Genomic DNA, 19,123 nt, shown 5'->3' on the forward strand with positions numbered 1-19,123 from the left:
TAATCGGCTGAGGGGAGTTACACAAAAAGTTACCGCGAATCATAACAGGGTTGCCCTTCAAGGCGTTGACGCAGGTCGGCTGGTTTTTGCCTGATCTGAGGTATAAACAAAATACCGAAACGAAATGTATCGATTGAGCACCTTCGGCTTGGCAACCGTCTACAGTTGGTCGTATGGATAAGTCGTTACAGATGTTTGCTGGTGCTTCGACGGATCCGCAATTAAAACGAGCCACAGATACAGGTGAATATTGCTGTGCGGTTTACGGCACTTTTTGGCCTTCGCGCTAGTCTTAGCATCGATCGCCGTGACAGCCGTCACTTCACCTGTCTACGCTATCCTTGTGCGAGACTCACGCAGGAATACAGCGCTATATGAATGTCCTGATCGTTGATGACGAAACCCTGGCCCGCGAGCATTTGAGCCGATTGCTCGGCTCGCTTGAGGGCTATACGTTGCTGGAGCCCGTCGCCACTGATGGCGAAGAGGCATTGAACCTGATCGAGAGCCAGAAACCGGACGTTGTGTTGCTCGACATCCGCATGCCGGGTCTGGACGGGCTGCAAGTGGCTGCGAAATTGTGCGAGCGCGAACTGCCGCCTTCCGTGGTGTTCTGCGTGGCGCCTGACGACTTCCCCGAGCAGGCGCTGAAAGACAGCGGCGTCAGCTATGTGCTCAAACCGGTGAATGCCCAGGACCTCAGCGCCGCCCTGAAAGAGGCGCACCGGCCCAACCGCATTCAACTGGCTGCGCTTACCCGTCCAGCAGCGCAATCGGGCAGTGGCCCCCGCAGCCATATCAGCGCCCGTACCCGCAAAGGCATTGAGCTGATCCCTATCGACCAGGTGATCTACTTTATTGCCGACCACAAATACGTGACCTTGCGCCATGAAGGCGGCGAAGTCTTGCTGGATGAGCCTCTCAAGGCGTTGGAAGACGAGTTTGGCGAACGCTTTGTGCGTATTCACCGCAATGCCTTGGTGGCGCGCAATCGTATCGAGCGCCTGCAGCGCACGCCGCTGGGGCACTTCCAGCTGTTCCTCAAAGGGCTCAATGGTGATGCATTGATTGTCAGCCGCCGCCATGTAGCGGGTGTTCGAAAAATGATGCAGCAGCTGTAGCACGCGCCCAATAGGGCGCGTGAGCCCCGTTTTCGGTCAGGGAGGCCGCTGACTTCTGATACAAGTCAAAGCAGATTTGGCTGAGCTGTTATTATCCGCCGTATCTTTTCAGTACGGATTGATCCATGTCCTCTCGCGAAATCCGCATCGCTACCCGTAAAAGCGCCCTGGCTCTGTGGCAGGCCGAATTCGTTAAAGCCCGTCTGGAGCAGGCCCACCCTGGTCTTGTGGTGACGCTGGTGCCCATGGTCAGCCGTGGTGACAAGCTGCTGGACTCGCCGCTGTCGAAAATCGGCGGCAAGGGCCTGTTCGTCAAGGAACTGGAAACAGCCTTGCTCGAAAACGAAGCTGACATTGCCGTGCACTCGATGAAAGACGTGCCGATGGACTTTCCTGAAGGCCTGGGTCTGTTTTGCATCTGTGAGCGCGAAGACCCGCGTGACGCGTTTGTGTCCAATACCTATGCCAGCCTTGACGCCTTGCCCACGGGCAGCGTGGTGGGTACGTCGAGCCTGCGCCGTCAGGCTCAATTGCTAACCCGTCGTCCGGATCTCGAAATCCGTTTCCTGCGCGGCAACGTCAATACCCGTCTGGCCAAGCTCGACGCTGGCGAGTACGACGCCATCATTCTTGCGGCAGCAGGTTTGATCCGTCTTGGCTTTGAAGATCGCATCACGTCCGCCATCAGCATCGAAGACAGCTTGCCCGCGGGCGGCCAAGGGGCTGTGGGCATCGAATGCCGCAGTGCCGACACCGAAATACATGCGTTGCTCGCGCCTTTGCATCACGCCGACACGGCCGTGCGCGTTACGGCCGAACGTGCCTTGAACAAACACCTTAATGGTGGATGTCAGGTTCCGATTGCGTGCTACGCCGTGCTTGAGGGTGAGCAACTGTGGTTGCGCGGTCTGGTGGGCGAGCCTAGCGGCGGGACACTGTTGAGCGCTGATGCCCGTGCGCCCCGCAGTGATGCCCAAGCGTTGGGTGAGCAGGTCGCTGAGGCCTTGTTGGCCCAAGGCGCGGGGGACATCCTTAAAGCCGTTTACGGTGAGGCAGGTCACGCGTGACAGGCTGGCGTGTGTTGCTGACCCGGCCAGCCGATGACTCCGCGGCATTGGCCGCCGAGTTGGCCGCTGCCGGGGTGTTCAGCAGCAGCTTGCCGCTGTTGGCGATTCGGCCGCTGGAGTTAAACGATCCGCAGCGCGAACTGATTAGTGGGCTGGATCGTTATTGCGCGGTCATAGTCGTCAGTAAACCCGCTGCCCGGCTGGGGCTGGCTCTGGTCAGTCAGTATTGGTCGCAGCCGCCCCGGCAGAAGTGGTTCAGTGTCGGGGCCGCCACGGCGCAGATTCTCTGCGGTTATGGGCTGGATGTTAGCTACCCTCCATCGGCAGATGACAGTGAAGCCTTGCTGGCCCTTGAGGAGTTCAAGCGTGCTGTCGAAGGGGCCGAACGCAAGGTCTTGATCATGCGCGGGCAGGGCGGGCGCGAGCGATTGGCCGACCATTTGCGCCAGTTGGGCGCGCAGGTCGACTACCTTGAGCTCTATGCGCGTGAATTGCCGTCCTACCCGCCAGAGGCGCTCTGCCAACGAGTTCAAGTGGAACGCCTGAACGCGCTGGTGGTCAGCAGTGGACAAGGATTCGAACATTTACGGCAGTTGGCTGGCGATGCCTGGACCCGGCTGTCAGCGTTACCGTTGTTTGTTCCAAGCCCCCGCGTGGCTGAGATGGCGCGCAGCGCCGGGGCCCAACATGTTGTGGATTGTCGTGGCGCCAGTGCCGCGGCTTTGCTGGCGGCGTTACGGGAGCATCCCGTACCTGCCCTCTAATGCAAAGGATGGATACGTGAGCGAAACAATCTTGACCAAAGAACCTGTGCAGCCCGCGCCGCAAGCGCCGGCTGAAAAGCCTGTCGTCAAGCCTGAGCGCCGGGGCAATGGCCTGGCGGTCGTCGCCCTGTTGCTCGGTGCTGCCGGTGTCGCGGTAGGCGGCTGGGGCGTGTGGCAGGTCCGTCATCTACAAACGAAGACGGCGCAACAACTGAGCGAAGTGCAAACGTTGGGTGCGCAAACCTTGTCGATCAAGCAAGGTGAGCAACAGTTGCTCACGCGTCTGAACCAATTGCCTTCGGCCAGCGCCCTGGATGATCAGCGCCAGCTGGTGGTGCAGTTGCAGGGCGACCAGCAGCGTTTGAATCAGCGCCTCGAAACCGTTCTTGGAGCCAGTCGCAAGGATTGGCGCCTGGCGGAGGCCGAGCATTTGCTGCGTCTGGCCAGCCTGCGCCTTTCTGCACTGCAAGACATCACCAGTGCGCAGGCGCTGGTGGAGGGGGCAGATGCCATTTTGCGTGAACAGAATGACCCGGGCTCGTACGCTGCGCGGGAACAGTTGGCCAAAAGCCTCGCGGCCTTGCGCAGTGTCGAACAGCCAGACCGTACCGGCCTGTTCCTGCGTCTGGCAGCCTTGCGCGATCAAGTCGCCCAGCTCAATGCGTTGGCTCCGGCTTATCAGGACCAAGGCGATTCATTGCTTGGCCTGACGGCTGACGGGGATGGCGCAAGCCGATGGGCGCAGTGGTGGGACGAAATCTCCCATTACATCCGCATTGATTTCAATGCGGATAAAAACGTCCGCCCACTGTTGGCCGGGCAAAGCCTGACGCAAGTACGTCTAGCCTTGAGCCTTGCACTGGAGCAGGCGCAATGGGCGGCGCTCAATGGACAGGCGCCGGTGTACACCCAGGCGTTGGCGCAGGCTGAAGAGGTGCTCAAAGGCAACTTCAATCAGGACAATCCGCAAAGCCAGAAGCTGTTGGAGCAAGTGGTTGAGCTCAGCAAGCAACCGGTAACTGTCAAAACCCCGGACTTGGCCGGCACGTTGAGCGCGGTGCAGGCTTACCTCGAGCGACGTCATGTCAGTGCTGACGAGCCGGGTCAGGCAGCCGGCAACCCGGCGCAGGAGACCAGTCCATGAAGCGCTTCTATGTGATTGTGTTTTTGTTGATCGCAGCGGCGGCCTGCATCGGCCTGGCCATTGCCGAAGACACGGGCTACGTGCTAATCGCTTATAAAAGTTTTCGCTATGAGTCCAGTGTGTGGGCCACGCTGGCGCTGATTGTTGTGCTGTGGCTTTTGATCTGGGGCATCAAGCTGTTGGTCGAGCTGGTGACGGCCTCAACCGGGCTGGTTAACCCCTGGTCGCGTCGCAACCGTAGCCGGCGTGTGCAAATAGCGATCGAGCAAGGCCAGATGGATCTTGCCGAAGGACGCTGGGCCAGTGCGCAAAAACACTTGTCACGTGCAGCCGAAGCAGAGCGGCAGCCGCTGCTGTTCTATCTTGGCGCGGCCCGTGCGGCCAACGAGCTGGGTCATTACGAAGAGAGTGACAAACTGCTTGAGCGCGCGTTGCAGCGTCAGCCACAAGCGGAACTTGCGATTGCTTTGAGCCATGCGCAGTTGCAAGTAGACCGCGCCGACACCGATGGCGCACTGAATACCCTTCAAGCCATGCACGAGCGTCATCCGCATAACGTGCAGGTGCTGCGTCAGTTACAGCGTCTGCATCAACAGCGTGGCGACTGGACAGCGCTGATTCGCCTGTTGCCGGAGCTACGCAAAGACAAAGTGTTGCCCGCCAAAGAACTGGCAGAGCTGGAAAGCCGGGCATGGGGGCAAAACCTCAATCTGGCAGCACAACGCGAGACAGAAGGCGAAGCGGCCCTGCAATCGTTGCAGCGCGCGTGGCAGCAACTGACCTCGGCCCAGCGTCAGGAGCCGGCGCTGGTTTTGGCCTATGCCGAACAATTGCGTCAATTGGGGGCTCAAGGTGAGGCTGAGGAAGTCTTGCGGGGCGCCCTGAAACGCAACTACGACAGCCATCTGGTGCGTCTGTACGGTTTGTTGCGCGGCAAAGATCCGGTCAAACAATTGCAAACGGCTGAAGGCTGGCTCAAGGCGCATCCGGCAGATCCGAGCCTGCTGCTGACCTTGGGTCGTTTGTGCCTGCAGAACAGCTTGTGGGGCAAGGCCCGTGATTACCTGGAAAGCAGCCTCAAACTTCAGCGTAACCCGGAAGCCTGCGCTGAACTCGCCAGGTTATTGGCTCAACTGGGTGAAACCGATCGTAGCAATCAACTGTTTCAAGAAGGTTTGAACCTTTTGGATGAGCGTTTGTTAGCGTTACCCTTACCGGCCGCTGCGAGTAGTATCTAAGAAGAGTCCGACTTATGCATAGGCGTAAGTCGGCTTCCCTTAAAGAAATCTCATACTTAATTTCCGGAAAGTAAAATTCCTACGAGATGTAACAAACTATCTTTCAGAGCCTGTCGGTTAATCCTTACAGCCTTACGGAAGCTTCCCCCGGGCCCCATCTTGAAAGGGCCAACGGCTTTCCACTACCGTAATTACCTGTCTATTTTGTTACGGAAAAGCCATGTTTTTGGCCGGCTCACGTTTCATATTTCTCCTGATGTTTTTAGCCAGCTCGACTGTGCTGAGCGTCTCCTTGTATCTGGAGTACGGGCCCGGACTTAAACCGTGTTCGTTATGTTGGGTGCAGCGTTTTTTTCTACTGGCCTTTTGTATCGTGAATCTGATCGCTTATGCGCATGCCTCGCGCCCCAAACGTGTAATGAGTTATTCGATCGTGTCGTTGGTACTGGCGTTCGCCGGGGCAATGAGCGCAGTGCGCCAAGTGATATTACTCAGGGTGCCGCCTGAGCAACTCATGTTCTGCCAGCCCGACTTCATTTGCATGTTGCACAACTTTTCCTTGAAAACTGCCCTTTCGGCGCTATTCAGAGGGAGCGAAGAGTGTGTTCACGTCAGTTGGACAGTTTTTGGCCTGAGCATCCCCGAATTGAGTTTGCTGGCATTCACCGGCCTGTGCCTGCTAAGCATTACGCAGCTCATTCGCACAGTCGTTTCCCGCATGCATAGCCCTCCCTGCGACCCGGCGTAGCAGGTCCCATTAAACGCTTGTATGAATTTTCTCTCGTGCGTACCTTGAAGCAGTCACCGTGCGGGCATAATCTGGCCCGCACGCATTACTGGAATATGCCGCCCAATGCCGTTGCGCTCTAGCGCACTTTTGGGTTCAGACAGGCCCGGCCAACGCTGGGTGGCATGAGCCCATAAGGGAAGAGAGATCACCATGCTAGAGAGTTGCAAGAATGCTCAGGAGCGTTTCAACGGCGTCCACAAGCTGATTGATAACTGGCTGCATGAGCGCGCAGAGCTCGTGAAGGCTTACGAAGCCGTCAAGATCGAGCAAAATTCCTCGAATCCCAAGCGTAAAACCCAAAAAGAGTTTTGCCAGGTGTTGGTCGACTATGTGTCGGCTGGCCACTTCGAGATTTACGATCAGCTACATCAAGAAGCTAAAGCCTTTGATGATGAGCGCGGCATTGAGCTCGCCAGTCAACTTTATCCGCGCATTCAAGAAATCACTGAACGTGCTCTGGACTTCAATGACCGCTGTGACGGCAAGGATCATCGTCCTGATTGTGAAAAGCTGGCCGCCAAGTTCAAAGAGCTGGGTGCCTTGCTTCATGAACGATTCGAATTGGAAGACTGCCTGATCGAAGTACTGCACAACGCTCACAACCAAAACGTCATGCCCAACGCTGAAGCCATCCAAGCCTGATATGCCACCCCGGCGTAGACGTTGCAGGAGCACCTGCGCTCCTGCAATCAAAGGCGAGATGCGCTTTATTTTTTGCTGTCGAGCAATTCGATTTCAAACACCAGCGGTGTGTAAGGCGCGATCAAATCCCCGGCGCCGTCAGCGCCATACGCCTGACTTGACGGTATTACCAGTCGCCACTTAGCCCCGACGGGCATTTGAGTCAGCGCGCTACGCCATCCCGCGATCACACTGTCCAGACGAAACCACTGTGGCTGCGTGCTTTGATCAAACACAGAGCCATCGGGCAGCCGTCCCATGTAGTTCACCTTCACCCACCCTTGAGCCTCAGGCTTTGCACCTGTGCCGGGGTTGAGTTCTGTTTGAAGAATGCCGTTCGCCAGCTCACGGGTATGTGGCAGAGCTTTTTCCTTTGCCAAAAACGCGTGCTCGGCCGACAGGGCGCGCTCGATATCAGGCTGAGTGGAGGCAGCGTCGATCCGCGACTGATGTTCCGTCAACACCTGCTCGATGCGTGCATCGCTGAGGGTTAACGGCTTGCCCTGATAAGCTGCGCGCAACCCTTCAATCAAGGCGTCAAGTTGCAGGTCAGGCACCTCTTCGCGCAGGCGTTCTCCCAGACTGGCGCCCAGGCTGTAAGCCAGGTCATGCGCGGCATCGGTCTGTGTTTCCGGCACTGCGTGGGCCAATGGAGCAAGGCATAAAAAAGTCCATAAAAGATAACGAGCCATGGTCACTCTCCGGCCAAAAGTGCCGGGGATTATGCCAGCCGTGTTGCAGGGCATCGTGTTTTATTTGCTCGGAACAACGGAACGTTTTGAACCGGTAAAAGCCTCCGTTAAATAAATACCGCAGCGGACTAAAGGTTGATCCGGAACAACTTTCTCGACGCCATGCAACGCATAGCTATCGTTAGTGTCAACATGATCTAGCCGCGGTTCTTGCAGAGGTCTAGTATGAGCCGCACTCACTTCAGCCAGGAGGTAAACCATGTCGGCCAAAAAGAAGCCCGTTAATACCCCGTTGCACCTGCTCCAACAGCTCTCAGGCAGCTTGCTTGAGCATTTGGAAAACGCTTGCTCCCAAGCGTTGGCTGATGCTGAGAAACTGCTCGCCAAGCTTGAAAAACAGCGCGGCAAAGCTCAGGAAAAACTGCACAAAGCGCGCGCCAAACTGCAAGACGCAGCCAATTCCGGCAAGTCCAAGGCTCAGTCCAAAGCCAAGTCTGCAGTTAAAGAGCTTGAGCAACTGCTTGATGCCCTGAAAGAACGTCAAACAGAAACCCGCGATTACATCCTGCAACTCAAGCGCGACGCTCAAGAAAGCTTGAAGCTCGCTCAAGGTGTAGGCCGGGTCAAGGAAGCTGTTGCCAAAGCGTTGACCACCCGTGACGCCAAGCCTGCTGCCAGTGCCAAGAAGGCTGCTGCAAAAGCGCCCGCCAAAACAGCCGCAAAAGCCCCTGCCAAGGCCCCTGTAAAAGCGGCTGCGAAACCAGCGGTTAAAGCAGCGGCGCAAAAACCGGCCACCGCACGCGCTGTCAAACCTGTGGCTGCTAAAGCCCCAGCCGCTAAGCCTGCTACGAAAGCAGCCACCGCAAAACCTGCTGCTGCCAAGCCTGCGGCTAAAGCGCCGGTCAAAGCCGCCGCCAAGCCAGCCACCCGCGCCGCCGCCAAACCGGCGCCGAAGCCTGCCGCTAAACCCGCCGCCAAACCAGCAGTTGTCAAACCTGCCGCCGCCAAACCGGCAGTTAAGCCCGCTGCAAAACCTGCGGTCGCCAAACCAGCGGCTAAGCCTGCAGCCAGAAAGCCAGCGGCAACCAAGCCGGCAACAACCGCCAAGCCAGCCGCAACACCTGCTGCAACACCGGCCTCTGCGCCAGCCGCAACGCCCGCTCCAACGCCTGCGACAACCCCCGCGGTTACGCCAACCAGCGCTTCTTAAGCGTGGTTGATTGCGGCACGCAGCGCTTGCAGCGTGTCGCAATCGGGTTGGCCAACAAGGCTGACCAGCTCCCGCAACCAGTTGCATTTCTGTGCTGATTGCCCAGGCAGCCACTTGCGAGTCAATGATTCCAACCGCAACAGCAATGTGCGCTCCGCCTCTAACTCCAACGTTTTGACCTGCATGCGCAAAGTGGCGAGTGCCTCATCGTGCTCAGACGCTTCACGCCATTGCATCCGTAATTGGCGTAAAGGCTGTATGACGTCGCGCTGCCAAGGCTCGGCGCAGGCCTGTAGTTGCGTCAGTCGGCCTTCATTGCAGGCCACGCCGCGCGTTTGCAACCATGCCCCACACAGCAGCAGGCACACATCCATCCCCCGGTTTTGCAGCTCAAGGCAGGCGTGCTCGACGCCGGGCCGCGCATAGAGGTGTAAACAGTAGTTCCACAGGTCAGTGTGCATAGTGCAATTAGCGCCAGTTGAGAGGGAAGCTGGTAGACTCCGCCGCCATTATGATCCGACTTCAGAACCTGACTTTACAGCGTGGCCCGCAACGTCTGCTAGAAGACGCCGAGCTGACGCTGCACGCCGGCCACAAAGCCGGTCTGGTCGGCGCCAACGGCGCCGGTAAATCCACGTTGTTCGCCTTGTTACTGGGTGAGTTGACCCCCGATTCGGGTGATTGTCTGCTCCCTGCCGACTGGCGGATTGCCCACATGCGGCAAGAAATCGACACCCTCGACCGCATTGCGATCGATTACGTGCTTGATGGCGACCAGCGTCTGCGCCAGGTGCAAGCCGATCTGGCCAAGGCCGAGGCGGACGAAGACGGCCCGGCTCAGGCACGCCTGCATGCCGAGCTGGACAGCGCCGACGGCTACACTGCCGACGCCCGTGCGCGCAAAATGCTCGCCGGTCTGGGGTTCACCAACGAACAAATGGATCGCCCGGTCGCCGACTTTTCCGGTGGCTGGCGGATGCGCCTGAACCTGGCGCAAGCCCTCATGTGTCCGTCGGATTTGTTGTTGCTCGATGAACCGACCAACCACTTGGACCTTGATGCCATTTTGTGGCTCGAAGACTTCCTCAAAAGCTACCCGGGCACCCTGCTGCTGATATCCCACGACCGGGATTTTCTCGATGCCGTGGTGGACAACATCGCCCACGTCGATCAGCGCAAAATCACGCTCTACCGCGGTGGTTACACAGCCTTCGAGCGCGCCCGTGCCGAGCGTCTGGCCCAGCAACAGCAGGCCTACGAGAAGCAACAGGCGCAACGTGCGCACATGGAAAGCTACATCGCCCGCTTCAAGGCTCAAGCCACCAAGGCGCGTCAGGCACAAAGCCGGATCAAGGCACTTGAGCGCATGGAAGAACTGAGCGCGGCCCACGTTGATTCGCCGTTCGACTTCGTGTTTCGTGAAGCCGTGAAGCTCTCCAGCCCGCTGCTGGATTTGTCCGATGCCCGCTTGGGGTATGGCGACAACACCATCCTGGAAAAGGTCAAGCTGCAACTGGTGCCGGGTGCCCGTATCGGTTTACTGGGCCCCAACGGGGCCGGTAAATCAACCCTGATCAAAAACTTCGCGGGCGAGCTGGAGCCGCTGGCTGGCCGTTTGGCCCGCGGCGAGAACCTGGTCGTAGGCTACTTTGCCCAGCACCAGCTTGATTCGCTGGACGCCAAAGCCAGCCCGCTGCTGCACCTGCAACGACTGGCGCCTACTGAACGCGAACAAACACTGCGCGACTTCCTCGGCGGTTTCGACTTCCGTGGTGCGCGCATCGATGAGCCTGTGCTGAATTTTTCGGGCGGCGAAAAGGCCCGCCTTGCGCTGGCCTTGATCGCGTGGGGACGCCCTAATCTGTTGCTGCTCGACGAACCGACCAACCACCTTGATCTCGAAATGCGTCTGGCGCTGACCATGGCTTTGCAAGAGTTCAGCGGTGCGGTGCTGGTGGTATCTCACGACCGGCATTTGCTCAAAAGCACCACCGACGAGTTTCTGCTGGTGGCCGACGGCAAGGTGCAGGAGTTCGACGGCGACCTTGAAGACTACGCACGTTGGCTGGCCGATTACCGTTTGCGCAACGCCCCTGTCAGCAATACGCCGGTCAATCCGGACAAGACTGACAAAAAGGCTCAACGCCAGGCAGCCGCTGCACTGCGTCAGCAATTGGCCCCCCATAAGCGCGAAGCTGACAAGCTTGAGAGCGAGTTGGGTAAGGTCAACGAAAAGCTGGCTAGCATTGAAGTCAGCCTTGGCGACAGTGCGGTGTACGAAGCTGCCCGTAAGGACGAGTTGCGTGAGCTGCTGGCTGAGCAGGCCAAACTCAAGGTGCTGGAAGGTCAGTTGGAAGAACGCTGGATGGAAGCGCTGGAAGTGCTGGAAACCCTTCAGGCAGAGCTTGAGGCCTTGTCCTGATGGAGTCATTGGGCCTCCCTTTACCGGCTGAGTTGATCGCGCCGCTGTGGATTGGCATCCAAATTCTGCTGATTCTCTTGGCGGGTTATTTCCTGCAGCGCGTGATTGCGCGTTTCCTCACACGCCTGGGTGAACGCTACCCGCTGCCGCCACAGCTACTGATGCCACTTCGCGGCGGCTTGCGCTGGTTCATCATGGGCAGCGCGGTCATCTTCGTGCTGGAGCGTCTGGGTGTATCCGCCACGGTCTTGTGGACTGCGCTTTCAGGGTTCGTCGCGGTAGCAGCCATTGCCTTCTTCGCGATGTGGAGCGTGCTGTCCAACCTCTTGTGTGCCGTGCTCATTTTTACTGTCGGACCGTTCCGCATCGGCGACGTAGTCGAGTTACTCGACACGTTGGACAAGCCGGGGGTCAAAGGCCGTGTGGTGGCAATCAACTTGCTGTACACCACCCTGATCGAACCTGCGGAAGCGGGCAGTGGCAGCAGCATGGTGCAAGTGCCCAACAGCCTGTTCTTCCAGCGTTCCGTTCGCCGCTGGCGCGAAGGTGATGTGTAAACAGTCTGCGTTCCCACAGGCTTTACAGCAAAAAACCAGTGGTTAAATTTCAGCCCGCGCATTAGTTTTAAGGACTTGTTACTGATTTTGTCCGGGAGGTGCGCGATGTCGCTGGAAACGTGGTTGGCCTTTTTTGCGGCGTCATGGGTCATCAGCCTGTCGCCCGGCGCGGGTGCAATTGCTTCAATGTCATGCGGCCTGCAGTACGGCTTCTGGCGGGGCTATTGGAATGCCATCGGCCTGCAACTGGGGCTGGCCTTGCAAATCGTCATTGTGGCAGCCGGTGTCGGTGCAATCCTCGCGGCTTCTTCAACTGCCTTTTACGCCATCAAGTGGTTCGGCGTGGCGTACCTCATCTACCTTGCCGTCAAGCAATGGCGCGCCTTGCCTGCCGACCTTAGCGACAACGCCGCCGTTCGCCCCATCGGCAAACCGCTGGCGCTGGTGTTTCGCGGCTTTTTGGTGAATGTCAGCAACCCCAAGGCGCTGGTGTTCATGCTGGCGGTGCTGCCGCAGTTCGTTGATCCCCATGCTCCTTTGCTGTCCCAATATTTGATCCTGGGCGCGACCATGATCTGCGTCGACCTGATTGTGATGGCGGGTTACACCGGGCTGGCATCCAAGGTGCTACGGCTGTTGCGTACCCCGAAACAGCAGCGCCGCATGAATCGCACTTTTGCCGGGTTATTCGTAGGTGCAGCAGGTTTTCTGGCGACGTTGCACCGCGCAACGACGTAAAGCCCTTGAGACATTGCGAAGGGAAGTGAACAATGTGTTACTTCTCATTTCCACCCGGATTTTTCCATGACCGCCCGCTCGCGTTTCTTGGCATGGCTGCTGGTGCCCATGCTCGCGTTGTGCAGCCTTGTTGTGTCTGCCAACTCCCCGGAAGGTGCCTCGCAGGCACTTCATCTCATTGATTACATTGGCGCGGATTACCCGCCCACGGTCGAAGATGGAAAGGTCATCGACGAGACCGAATACCGCGAGCAACTGGAATTCCTGGCCGTTCTCAAGGGGCTGATTGCCGACTTGCCTGAACGCCCGGAGCGTGCGGAGCTGACCCAGGGTGTGATGGCTTTGCAGCGCGCTATCGAGCAACGCGAGGACGGCGTTGCCGTAGCCCGTGAAGCGCGTCAATTGGGTGCCAAACTGGCAGTGGCCTATGAGGTGAGCCAGGCGCCTGTGATTACGCCGGATCCCACCCGTGGGGCGCCGCTGTATGCACAGCATTGCTCAGTGTGCCATGGTGAAACGGGAGCCGGGGACGGCCCGGCCGGGGTGGGCATGGCGCCGCCGCCTGCCAACCTGCGCGACGCAGAACGCCTGGATCGCCTGAGTCTCTACGCGATTTACAACACGCTGGGGCTGGGTGTCGAAGGCACGGACATGCCTTCATTTGCGGACCAGCTCGACGAGCGTCAGCGCTGGGACCTGGCTACCTATATCGCAGGCCTGAGTGCTGACCCGAAGGCAGTCAAAGCAGACAAAACTTACAACTTGGCCGATCTTGCCCGTCAAACACCCAATGAAATTCTGGCCGCTGATGGCCCGCAGGCGGCGGCGACTTTCCGTGCGCAGCGCGCACAGCCGCCGCAGGTCGTGCGCGGGCCAGGCCAGTTGCTCGATTACACCGGCGCCACGCTCGACAAAAGCCTTGCGGCGTATCGCGCAGGTGACCGTGAACAAGCTTATGACCTGTCTGTTGCCGCATATCTTGAAGGCTTCGAGCTGGTTGAAAGCTCACTGGATAACGTCGATAGCAACGTCCGGAAAAACACAGAGAAAGCCCTGATGGCGTACCGTCAATCGTTGCAGGATGGCTTGCCCGTCGAGCAGGTTGAGCAACGTCTGGAGGCCGCCAAAGCGCTGCTCAAAGAATCGGCCGGGTTGCTGGGCAGCGATGGCTTGAGTTGGTCGCTGAGCTACATTTCGGGCTTATTGATCCTGCTGCGCGAAGGGCTTGAAGCCATTCTGGTGCTGGCGGCCATCCTCGCGTTCTTGCGCAATACCGGGCAACAGTCTGCCGTTCGCAGCGTCAACATCGGCTGGGGGCTGGCGCTGCTGGCAGGCCTCGCGACGTGGGCGTTGGCCGCGTATGTGATCGACGTCAGCGGCGCGCAACGCGAACTGCTCGAAGGGTGCACCGCGTTGTTTGCCAGCGTCATGGTGTTGTGGCTCGGGGTGTGGATGCATGACCGCCGACATGCTGCAGCGTGGCAGGACTACATCAAAAGCAGCCTGGTCAGTGGCGGCGGGCGCTTCGGTTTTGCGATCCTGGCCTTTTTCTCGGTATACCGCGAATTGTTTGAAGTGATCCTGTTTTACGAAACCCTGTGGCTGCAAGCCGGTCCGGCCGGGCATAACGCGGTGTTGGCGGGCGGCGCCACGGCCTTGGTGCTGTTGATCGGCCTGGCATGGGTCATCCTGCGCGGGTCGGCCAAGTTGCCGTTGGCGATGTTCTTCGGCATCAACGCGGCATTGCTGTGCGCGCTGTCGGTTGTGTTCGCCGGGCATGGCGTGAAAGCGCTGCAAGAAGCCGGGATTTTCGGCACTCGTCCTGTGCCGTTCTTCGAGTTCGACTGGCTGGGCATTCATGCTGATGCCTACTCGCTGGGGGCTCAGGCCATTGCATTGCTGGCGATCATCGTGCTTTACGGCCGCAGCAAACTGGCCGAAAAGCGCAGGCTGCCAGCCTAGCGAGCGCCAACAGTGTGGACGCTGCCCGGCAGCGCCCACACCCAATGTTCAGGAGAGTGTGCCCATGCGTGTCTGGATCGACGCCGACGCTTGCCCCAAGGCCGCGAAGGATCAAGTCATCAAGTTCGCTTTAAAGCGGCAGTTTGAGGTCGTGCTGGTTGCCGGGCAGAGCCAGGTCAAGCCGACGTATGCGTTAGTCAAATTGATTGTGGTGCCCAGCGTTCCTGATGCCGCCGACGATTATCTGGTTGAGCACGCAGTGCCCGGCGAGCTGGTGATTTGCAGCGACGTGCCGTTGGCAGACCGTTTAGTGAAAAAGGGCGTGGCCGTACTCGATCCGCGTGGTAAAGAGTTCGATGCTCACAACATGGGCGAGCGGCTGGCGGTGCGTAACCTGTTCACGGATCTGCGCGAGCAAGGTCAGGTTGGTGGCGGGCAGGGCGCGTATGGCGAACGCGAGAAACAGGCGTTCGCCAATGCGCTGGATCGAATTTTGACGCGTCTGGCGCGGGTCTGATCAATCGTTTTCGTGGGTCAATTCCAGGACACGGTCGACCATCTTGTTGATGCCCGAGGCGGCTTCGCTGATGGAATTCGCCAGCATGTAGGCGGGGGTGCTTACTAGCTTGCGGGCCTTGTCTTCGACGATCTCGCTGACCTCGCACTCTTGGTGAGTAGCGCCCATTTTGCTCACGGCGGCGGCCGTGTCGGCATCATTACCAATGGTGCAGGTCACGCCAGGGCCATAGATTTTGGCGGCCATGGCAGGTGAGATGCACATCAAGCCCACGGGTTTGCTCGCTTCGGCAAAGGCTTCAGCCAGCGCTAGCACGTCAGGCTGCACGGTACATTCAGCACCTTTAACGGCGAAATCAGACAAGTTTTTCGCGGCACCAAACCCGCCGGGTACGATTAAGGCGTCGAAGTCTTCAACGTTCGCCTCGCGAATATCCTTGACCTCGCCACGGGCGATGCGCGCGGACTCAACCAGCACGTTACGCGACTCGTTCATCTCTTCGCCGGTCAGATGATTGATGACATGCATTTGCGCGATATTGGGTGCGAAGCATTGAACGTGGGCGCCACGCTGATCGAGGCGCAGCAGGGTGATGACGCTTTCGTGGATCTCGGCACCGTCGTAGACGCCGCAGCCCGACAGAATCACGGCAACTTTTTTCTGGGTCATGTGGGTTCTCCTAAAACGTGATACGTGGCGTTAATGTCGCCTGATTTGGCAGCAGATGCCAGAGCGGACAGATCGGGCACACGTCGTTGAATGCTTACTACATGGATCGCTTTCACGCGTCAGTGTTCAGTTTAGAAGAGAGCGGGCAGGCGCTGCGATGGCAACGCCTCGGGAGGGGTGTGTGCGAGCGCACACACGGTATTACTCGGCGGGCGGGGTGTTGGCTTCGGCGGCTTTGTTTTTTTCATCCAGCGCAGTCTGTCGGGCGATGCGCGCATTTTTGAAGCGACGGCGAATCCACAGGCAGATGCCCAGCACCAGCAAGGCGCCCAATACCCACAATTCGTATTTTTTAACGCTGCCGAGCAAGCCTTCCAGCACGGCGCCAAAGTGATACGCGGCGGTGGCCAGGGCGATGGCCCAGATAGCGGCGCCAATGCCGTTGAGCAGTAAATAACGGCCCGGCGGATAACCGGACAAGCCAATGGCGACCGGCATGACGGTGCGCAGCCCATAGACAAAGCGGAAGCTCAGGACCCAGATGTCCGGATGCTTGCGAATGTGCTCCAGCGCCTTGTCGCCCATCAGCTGCCAGCGCGGCTTTCGGGCTAGCAGTTTGCGGCCGTGCTTGCGCCCCAGGAAGTACCATAGCTGGTCGCCGGCGTAACTGCCGAGGAACGCCACGATCATGACCAGTTTGAGGTCCATGTATCCGCGGAACGCCAAGAAGCCTGCGAGTACCAGAATGGTCTCACCTTCAAAGAACGTCCCTAGAAACAGGGCGAAGTAGCCGAATTCTTGAAGAAATTGTTGGAGCATTGTCTGGATGCTGGCGAAATGAACGCGCAGCCTACGCCTTCAAGCGCGTGTATGAAAGTATCGAAATGTGTCTTGGCGTGAACAAATCCTACAATGCACATGGTTTTGACTTACATCATCAGTGTTGTCATCGGGTGTTCATGGTGCGCAGTTATAAAGGTCGCGCGCGTTAAGGCCGAGGGAATTTCTGGTTTTGCCGGTCGTTGGCGATGTGTCGCTACGCACTGAAGACGCTACTAAAGTCGCAGTGGATAAGCGGCAGGCAGCAGTGATGTATCAACAGCTTTAGAACAATTTGAATAAAACACCCTCTAACCAGGCCTCAGCCCGCATAAAGCGCCTCTGAGCGGTTTAATCCCGCAGGCGTTGGTGGCATTCTGGTTGTCAATTTGACTGGCCGCGCCGCTTAACTGTTACGAGAGTCAAACCCGCTCTTATCAGGAACACTCAATGAATACCGAAGGACAGACAGAACTCGTTGCCACCGAACCTCAACCGATTGTTGAGCAGGCCACCCAAACCCCGCCCGAGCCGGAAACCCATGCCCCCGCAGCGGCCGAAAGCCATGGCGCGGCGCACCCGGTGATTGCCATTCCGGGTCTGGATGACAGCAGCCTGTATATCCATCGTGAGTTGTCGCAATTGCAGTTCAACATTCGCGTGCTGGAGCAGGCGCTGGATGAGTCCTACCCGTTGCTGGAGCGGCTGAAATTTCTGCTCATCTTTTCCAGCAACCTCGACGAATTCTTTGAGATCCGGGTCGCGGGCCTGAAAAAACAAATCACGTTCGCCCGCGAACAGGCCGGTGCTGACGGCTTGCAGCCGCATCAAGCGCTGGCGCGGATCAGTGAGCTGGTGCATGGCCATGTGGATCGCCAGTACGCAATCCTTAACGACATCCTGCTGCCCGAACTTGAAAAGCATCAGGTGCGCTTCATCCGTCGGCGTCACTGGAACACTAAAATCAAGGCATGGGTACGCAAGTTCTTCCGCGATGAAATTGCGCCAATCATTACCCCGATCGGTCTTGACCCGACGCACCCGTTTCCGTTGCTGGTAAACAAGAGCCTTAACTTCATCGTCGAGCTTGAAGGCATTGACGCCTTCGGCCGCGATTCGGGTTTGGCGATCATTCCAGCCCCGCGCTTGTTGCCGCGGGTGATTAAAGTGCCGGAAGACGTTGGCGGGCCGGGCGACAACTATGTGTTCCTGTCGTCGATGATTCACGCCCATGCCGATGACCTGTTCCAGGGCATGAAAGTAAAAGGCTGCTATCAATTCCGTCTGACCCGCAACGCCGATCTGGCGGTCGACACCGAAGATGTAGAAGACTTGGCCCGCGCATTGCGTGGCGAGTTGTTCTCGCGTCGTTACGGTGACGCGGTGCGTCTGGAAGTGGCTGATACGTGCCCTAAGCACCTGTCCGATTACCTGCTCAAGCAATTCAACCTGCACGAGACCGAGTTGTACACGGTCAATGGGCCGGTGAACCTTACGCGTCTGTTCAGCATCACCAGCCTGGACAGCCACCCCGAGCTGCAATACACGCCGTTTACACCGGCCATTCCGAAGCTGTTGCAGAACAGCGAAAACATTTTCAGCGTAGTCAGCAAGCAGGACATCTTGCTGCTGCACCCGTTTGAGTCGTTTACCCCGGTCGTCGACTTGCTACGACAGGCGGCCAAGGACCCGCATGTACTGGCCGTGCGCCAGACGCTCTACCGCAGCGGCGCCAACTCCGAGATCGTGGATGCGCTGGTGGATGCGGCGCGTAATGGTAAGGAAGTGACGGCGGTGGTTGAGCTGCGTGCGCGTTTTGACGAAGAGTCCAACCTGCAACTGGCCAGCCGTCTGCAAGCGGCGGGCGCGGTGGTGATCTACGGGGTGGTGGGTTTCAAGACCCACGCCAAGATGATGCTGATTTTGCGTCGTGAAGCCGGCGAAATCGTGCGTTACGCGCATTTGGGTACTGGCAACTACCACGCCGGTAACGCACGTCTGTACACCGACTACAGCTTGCTGACGTCGGATGATGCGCTGTGCGAAGACGTCGGCAAGCTGTTCAGCCAATTGATAGGCATGGGCAAAACCCTGCGCATGAAAAAGCTGCTGCATGCGCCATTTACCCTGAAGAAGGGCATGCTGGACATGATTGCCCGGGAAACCCAGTTCGCACTGGAAGGCAAGCCTGCGCACATCATCGCCAAGTTCAACTCGCTGACGGACCCGAAAATCATTCGGGCGTTGTACAAGGCCAGCCAGTCCGGGGTACGTATTGATCTGATCGTGCGCGGGATGTGCTGCCTGCGCCCGGGTATTCCAGGCGTGTCGCACAACATTCATGTGCGTTCGATCATTGGCCGCTTTCTGGAACACACGCGGGTGTTCTACTTCCTCAATGGCGGGGAAGAGCAGATGTTCCTGTCGAGTGCGGACTGGATGGAGCGCAACCTCGATAAGCGCGTCGAGACGTGCTTCCCGATTGAAGGCAAAAAGTTGATTCTGCGGGTCAAGAAAGAGCTGGAATGCTACCTGACAGACAACACCCACAGCTGGAGCTTGCAGTCGGACGGGCGTTATATCCGCAACACGCCAACCGGCAACCAAAATCCGCGCAGCGCCCAGGCCACATTGCTGGAGCGCTTGAGCCTGCCGGTATTGACTGTCAGCACCGGGCCGTCGGTGTAAACCTGCAAGTCGCTGGCGCACAGAGCGCCAGCGACGGTATGCAT

The 19,123-nt window shown here is 58.3% G+C and carries 18 protein-coding genes and 1 pseudogene; 15 read left to right on the plus strand and 4 right to left on the minus strand.

Translation table 11 applies throughout. The annotated features are described in order from the left end of the window. Positions 1-246: 246 nt before the first annotated feature. The 8 genes and pseudogenes from HBN61_RS22490 to rsd all read left to right on the plus strand — a co-directional run. Positions 247-378: pseudogene (locus HBN61_RS22490) on the plus strand (sensor histidine kinase); the annotation flags it as partial. Then, positions 375-1,121, plus strand: a complete 747-nt coding sequence (locus HBN61_RS15415; protein ID WP_094993287.1) for a LytR/AlgR family response regulator transcription factor — start codon at positions 375-377, stop codon at positions 1,119-1,121. The pseudogene HBN61_RS22490 and the gene HBN61_RS15415, both read left to right, overlap by 4 nt. Positions 1,122-1,246: 125 nt before the next feature. Next, entirely contained in the window at positions 1,247-2,188 is a 942-nt protein-coding gene (gene hemC, locus HBN61_RS15420) for a hydroxymethylbilane synthase (RefSeq protein ID WP_094993286.1), read from the plus strand. Next, a complete protein-coding gene (locus HBN61_RS15425) occupies positions 2,185-2,952 on the plus strand; it encodes a uroporphyrinogen-III synthase (RefSeq protein ID WP_094993285.1) in 768 nt (255 codons plus the stop codon). Before hemC ends, HBN61_RS15425 begins: the two co-directional genes overlap by 4 nt. Before the next feature lie 16 nt (positions 2,953-2,968). Beyond that, positions 2,969-4,096 carry a uroporphyrinogen-III C-methyltransferase gene (locus HBN61_RS15430; protein WP_170047089.1) on the plus strand — a complete coding sequence of 376 codons (1,128 nt, stop codon included), beginning with the start codon at positions 2,969-2,971 and terminating at the stop codon, positions 4,094-4,096. Beyond that, positions 4,093-5,334, plus strand: a complete 1,242-nt coding sequence (locus HBN61_RS15435; RefSeq protein ID WP_094993283.1) for a heme biosynthesis protein HemY — start codon at positions 4,093-4,095, stop codon at positions 5,332-5,334. Before HBN61_RS15430 ends, HBN61_RS15435 begins: the two co-directional genes overlap by 4 nt. A 220-nt stretch (positions 5,335-5,554) precedes the next feature. Further along, on the plus strand, positions 5,555-6,082 hold the full coding sequence (locus HBN61_RS15440; protein WP_169964645.1) for a disulfide bond formation protein B: 528 nt from the start codon (positions 5,555-5,557) through the stop codon (positions 6,080-6,082). Between the two features lie 192 nt (positions 6,083-6,274). Further along, positions 6,275-6,766, plus strand: a complete 492-nt coding sequence (rsd, locus tag HBN61_RS15445; RefSeq protein ID WP_094993281.1) for a sigma D regulator — start codon at positions 6,275-6,277, stop codon at positions 6,764-6,766. Between the two features lie 65 nt (positions 6,767-6,831). Here rsd and HBN61_RS15450 read toward each other — a convergent pair whose 3' ends face one another. Next, complete coding sequence (locus HBN61_RS15450; RefSeq protein ID WP_170047090.1) at positions 6,832-7,497, minus strand: FKBP-type peptidyl-prolyl cis-trans isomerase; 666 nt, start codon at positions 7,495-7,497, stop codon at positions 6,832-6,834. Positions 7,498-7,756: 259 nt separating this feature from the next. Between HBN61_RS15450 and HBN61_RS15455 the strand changes: the two genes are divergently transcribed. Further along, entirely contained in the window at positions 7,757-8,707 is a 951-nt protein-coding gene (locus HBN61_RS15455) for an AlgP family protein (protein WP_170047092.1), read from the plus strand. On the opposite strand, the gene HBN61_RS15460 is transcribed toward HBN61_RS15455, so the two are convergent. Continuing rightward, on the minus strand, positions 8,704-9,168 hold the full coding sequence (locus HBN61_RS15460; protein WP_170047094.1) for a TIGR02444 family protein: 465 nt from the start codon (positions 9,166-9,168) through the stop codon (positions 8,704-8,706). The two genes, HBN61_RS15455 and HBN61_RS15460, sit on opposite strands and share 4 nt — an antisense overlap. 50 nt (positions 9,169-9,218) lie before the next feature. On the opposite strand from HBN61_RS15460, the gene HBN61_RS15465 reads away from it, so the two are divergent. The 5 genes from HBN61_RS15465 (at position 9,219) to HBN61_RS15485 (ending at position 14,903) form a co-directional block, all read left to right on the plus strand. Beyond that, complete coding sequence (locus HBN61_RS15465; RefSeq protein ID WP_170047095.1) at positions 9,219-11,129, plus strand: ATP-binding cassette domain-containing protein; 1,911 nt, start codon at positions 9,219-9,221, stop codon at positions 11,127-11,129. Next, on the plus strand, positions 11,129-11,686 hold the full coding sequence (locus HBN61_RS15470; RefSeq protein ID WP_094993276.1) for a mechanosensitive ion channel family protein: 558 nt from the start codon (positions 11,129-11,131) through the stop codon (positions 11,684-11,686). Before HBN61_RS15465 ends, HBN61_RS15470 begins: the two co-directional genes overlap by 1 nt. 105 nt (positions 11,687-11,791) lie before the next feature. Then, the gene (locus tag HBN61_RS15475) at positions 11,792-12,424 is read left to right on the plus strand and encodes a LysE family transporter (RefSeq protein ID WP_169964635.1); all 633 of its coding nucleotides are present in this window, start codon (positions 11,792-11,794) and stop codon (positions 12,422-12,424) included. 66 nt (positions 12,425-12,490) lie between these two features. Beyond that, on the plus strand, positions 12,491-14,386 hold the full coding sequence (locus tag HBN61_RS15480; RefSeq protein WP_094993274.1) for a cytochrome c/FTR1 family iron permease: 1,896 nt from the start codon (positions 12,491-12,493) through the stop codon (positions 14,384-14,386). Between the two features lie 64 nt (positions 14,387-14,450). After that, complete coding sequence (locus HBN61_RS15485; protein WP_170047097.1) at positions 14,451-14,903, plus strand: YaiI/YqxD family protein; 453 nt, start codon at positions 14,451-14,453, stop codon at positions 14,901-14,903. Here HBN61_RS15485 and elbB read toward each other — a convergent pair whose 3' ends face one another. Together elbB and HBN61_RS15495 are read right to left on the minus strand one after the other, a co-directional pair. After that, positions 14,904-15,572, minus strand: a complete 669-nt coding sequence (gene elbB, locus HBN61_RS15490; protein ID WP_094993272.1) for an isoprenoid biosynthesis glyoxalase ElbB — start codon at positions 15,570-15,572, stop codon at positions 14,904-14,906. A 201-nt stretch (positions 15,573-15,773) separates the two neighbouring features. After that, positions 15,774-16,391, minus strand: coding sequence for a DedA family protein (locus tag HBN61_RS15495; RefSeq protein WP_094993271.1), 618 nt, complete (start codon positions 16,389-16,391; stop codon positions 15,774-15,776). A gap of 450 nt (positions 16,392-16,841) precedes the next feature. On the opposite strand from HBN61_RS15495, the gene ppk1 reads away from it, so the two are divergent. Then, positions 16,842-19,079, plus strand: a complete 2,238-nt coding sequence (gene ppk1 / locus HBN61_RS15500; RefSeq protein WP_094993270.1) for a polyphosphate kinase 1 — start codon at positions 16,842-16,844, stop codon at positions 19,077-19,079. Positions 19,080-19,123: the final 44 nt, after the last annotated feature.

Source organism: Pseudomonas sp. WS 5071, from assembly GCF_012985765.1.
GTDB lineage: Bacteria > Pseudomonadota > Gammaproteobacteria > Pseudomonadales > Pseudomonadaceae > Aquipseudomonas > Aquipseudomonas lundensis_A.

What these genes read in the sequence shown, in the direction of transcription:
- elbB (WP_094993272.1), bottom strand. Translation starts at nt 15,572, where the DNA reads ATGACCCAGAAAAAAGTTGCCGTGATTCTGTCGGGCTGCGGCGTCTAC.
- HBN61_RS15415 (WP_094993287.1), top strand. Translation starts at nt 375, where the DNA reads ATGAATGTCCTGATCGTTGATGACGAAACCCTGGCCCGCGAGCATTTG.
- HBN61_RS15465 (WP_170047095.1), top strand. Translation starts at nt 9,219, where the DNA reads ATGATCCGACTTCAGAACCTGACTTTACAGCGTGGCCCGCAACGTCTG.
- HBN61_RS15460 (WP_170047094.1), bottom strand. Translation starts at nt 9,168, where the DNA reads ATGCACACTGACCTGTGGAACTACTGTTTACACCTCTATGCGCGGCCC.
- HBN61_RS15495 (WP_094993271.1), bottom strand. Translation starts at nt 16,391, where the DNA reads ATGCTCCAACAATTTCTTCAAGAATTCGGCTACTTCGCCCTGTTTCTA.
- hemC (WP_094993286.1), top strand. Translation starts at nt 1,247, where the DNA reads ATGTCCTCTCGCGAAATCCGCATCGCTACCCGTAAAAGCGCCCTGGCT.
- rsd (WP_094993281.1), top strand. Translation starts at nt 6,275, where the DNA reads ATGCTAGAGAGTTGCAAGAATGCTCAGGAGCGTTTCAACGGCGTCCAC.
- HBN61_RS15440 (WP_169964645.1), top strand. Translation starts at nt 5,555, where the DNA reads ATGTTTTTGGCCGGCTCACGTTTCATATTTCTCCTGATGTTTTTAGCC.
- HBN61_RS15435 (WP_094993283.1), top strand. Translation starts at nt 4,093, where the DNA reads ATGAAGCGCTTCTATGTGATTGTGTTTTTGTTGATCGCAGCGGCGGCC.
- HBN61_RS15450 (WP_170047090.1), bottom strand. Translation starts at nt 7,497, where the DNA reads ATGGCTCGTTATCTTTTATGGACTTTTTTATGCCTTGCTCCATTGGCC.
- HBN61_RS15455 (WP_170047092.1), top strand. Translation starts at nt 7,757, where the DNA reads ATGTCGGCCAAAAAGAAGCCCGTTAATACCCCGTTGCACCTGCTCCAA.
- HBN61_RS15480 (WP_094993274.1), top strand. Translation starts at nt 12,491, where the DNA reads ATGACCGCCCGCTCGCGTTTCTTGGCATGGCTGCTGGTGCCCATGCTC.
- HBN61_RS15485 (WP_170047097.1), top strand. Translation starts at nt 14,451, where the DNA reads ATGCGTGTCTGGATCGACGCCGACGCTTGCCCCAAGGCCGCGAAGGAT.
- HBN61_RS15475 (WP_169964635.1), top strand. Translation starts at nt 11,792, where the DNA reads ATGTCGCTGGAAACGTGGTTGGCCTTTTTTGCGGCGTCATGGGTCATC.
- ppk1 (WP_094993270.1), top strand. Translation starts at nt 16,842, where the DNA reads ATGAATACCGAAGGACAGACAGAACTCGTTGCCACCGAACCTCAACCG.
- HBN61_RS15470 (WP_094993276.1), top strand. Translation starts at nt 11,129, where the DNA reads ATGGAGTCATTGGGCCTCCCTTTACCGGCTGAGTTGATCGCGCCGCTG.